The following is a 1,931-nucleotide window of genomic DNA, read 5'->3' on the forward strand; positions in this document are numbered from 1 at the left end:
GATCCATACCGCCGTGCATTGACAATTATTCCAGCGATGAGAGCTGGCCCGACTGCTTTCGACCAAACTCGAAGAGCTGTTTGGTCAGCAGCAGGAAACCACTGTGCGTAAGCGTGGCCCAAGACCTGTTCCACTTGGAAGGTTTGACGCTGAGCTTAAGCCACTAGTAGCTAGATCATCTACCTTTCTGGCAGCGCCACCAGTTGCTTTTGCACCGTTAAATCACCTAGATTTCACGGCCTTCTCTTTTATGTAGTCCTCCAAATAACTTTCTAAGGGCTTTGCTGTTCCAAGAACATGAAGCGCACCAGACTGCCTATCAATTAAAAATGGGGAATTCCCTGCGAGCTGAGCTGACAGCTCACCAGTTTCCAAAAATTCCTTTGATTGATAGCAGAAATACCATCCTTCGGAAAACTCGCCCTCATGTGTAATTTGCAAAGGAATTTCGGAATCAATTAAATATTCCTTTGCCCGCTTCAAGGCAAGCGCATAAGTGATCATCAATTTGTTCTCAATAGTTGTAGTGTTTTGAAATTACTGAGATTTGCTGGCTTCCCGGTCTGCCCATCAAGGAATCTAACAACACCATTCTGATTAAACACATTGAAAACATGCCTTGGCTGACCCAGCCCATAAGAACCAAACACAATTCCCCGAGCGCCATTTCCGGAGCTTGCCATTTGCTGCGCAATATTGTCAGGCGCCGTTATAGGGCCAAATTTAGAGCCAAATTGTTTTTAAAACACACTCAACGGGACACCCTTCGAATGGTTGATTGGCAATGCCGATGCAGGATTTCCTGCCAGTGTTGCATTAGTAGCAATAGTGCAGTTGACACAGTTATGAGTTCGGCCCGCTTCTGGATAACCCGGATTAACATTATTTATTGAGCCCGCAGTTTGGTCGGCCACACCTGCGCTTTTGCATCATCAAATTAACGTTTTACAAGTTCATAAAGCTGTGCCCTCAATATGTCAAATTCATTATTCTCTACAACAAGCGCTTGACCATCGCTATAAAGAACAAGATCATTCAGAGAGCCCATCCCACCATACATAGACATCAACTTTGACGAGGCATACTTAGGATCGCTGTGAAAATCTTCCCGAATTCCCTCAAGAGCTGCCGTCCACCCCTCCACCTCCCCGCCCATGCGAAGAAGTTCAATCATTCGCTTAAGAGTCAAATCAATATTTTTGAGCTTCATTTCAGCGGACTCGAACTGATTATTTGGACCCCATCAATTAACCAGGGTTTTTGAACTACAATTTGCTGCGTCCCACCAACGTACAACCCACCTTGAGATCCAACCTCGCCAACATACACCTTGGTACCTGCCGGTATTTTTATCTCAAATGTAGTGTCGAGTGGCGACTTCGCGCCTCCTGGCCACTCCGGTAGAACAGCCTTGTCGATCCTTGTCTGCAAAATACCAGATGGCGGCTCAGCACTAAAAAACTGCCCAAGTGGCTTATCGACAGTACCAGCTCGGTAAAGAACGGTATCCTTTTCGAGTGTGACAACAGAGTAACGTCCGCCAGAAAAAGTTTCAGCAATGCTATCGGCCAATGGTCCAGGTTTGATTGCCGAGTAGGTACCTTCTACTGGCCCAAAACCTTTTGCACCACCCACCGAATGCGCATAAGGCATCCCTGCTTCCGCATCCTTTATACCACTTGTCGAATTTGGATTCTTTCCAGGTGCCCCATTTTTACCACCAGCGTTGTCAGCCAGGCTCGACGCCTTCCACGCCGTCTCCCGCTCCCCAAGCGATTTCGCAACCTGCCCCAGCTTCCCTGCTTTGTTGATCACCGCAAAGCTCAGGGCGAACTCGGTCTCCCACTGCATTTCCACCCGCAGGGCAGCCTGTTCCTGGCCTTGCAGGCGCAAAACAAATGCCTGGACTTTCGCGTCCTGCTTGGCGCTCT

The 1,931-nt window shown here is 48.1% G+C and carries 3 protein-coding genes and 1 pseudogene; all 4 read right to left on the minus strand.

All coding sequences use genetic code 11. The features are described 5' to 3' along the window. Nucleotides 1-222: 222 nt before the first annotated feature. Entirely contained in the window at nucleotides 223-504 is a 282-nt protein-coding gene (locus JZZ72_RS27545) for a YrhB domain-containing protein (RefSeq protein ID WP_210015486.1), read from the minus strand. Then, complete coding sequence (locus JZZ72_RS28425; protein WP_210015487.1) at nucleotides 504-713, minus strand: toxin glutamine deamidase domain-containing protein; 210 nt, start codon at nucleotides 711-713, stop codon at nucleotides 504-506. Before JZZ72_RS28425 ends, JZZ72_RS27545 begins: the two co-directional genes overlap by 1 nt. A 224-nt stretch (nucleotides 714-937) precedes the next feature. Next, nucleotides 938-1,210, minus strand: a complete 273-nt coding sequence (locus JZZ72_RS27555) for a DUF6966 domain-containing protein (protein WP_058540653.1) — start codon at nucleotides 1,208-1,210, stop codon at nucleotides 938-940. Beyond that, nucleotides 1,207-1,931, minus strand: a pseudogene (locus JZZ72_RS27560) (hypothetical protein); the annotation flags it as partial. The gene JZZ72_RS27555 and the pseudogene JZZ72_RS27560, both read right to left, overlap by 4 nt.

Origin of the sequence: Pseudomonas palmensis, from assembly GCF_017848315.1 — a bacterium.
Classification (GTDB): Bacteria; Pseudomonadota; Gammaproteobacteria; order Pseudomonadales; family Pseudomonadaceae; genus Aquipseudomonas; species Aquipseudomonas palmensis.

Bases quoted from the DNA above. Each gene is read 5' to 3' on its own strand.
- JZZ72_RS27545 (WP_210015486.1), bottom strand. From the start codon at position 504: ATGATCACTTATGCGCTTGCCTTGAAGCGGGCAAAGGAATATTTAATT.
- JZZ72_RS27555 (WP_058540653.1), bottom strand. From the start codon at position 1,210: ATGAAGCTCAAAAATATTGATTTGACTCTTAAGCGAATGATTGAACTT.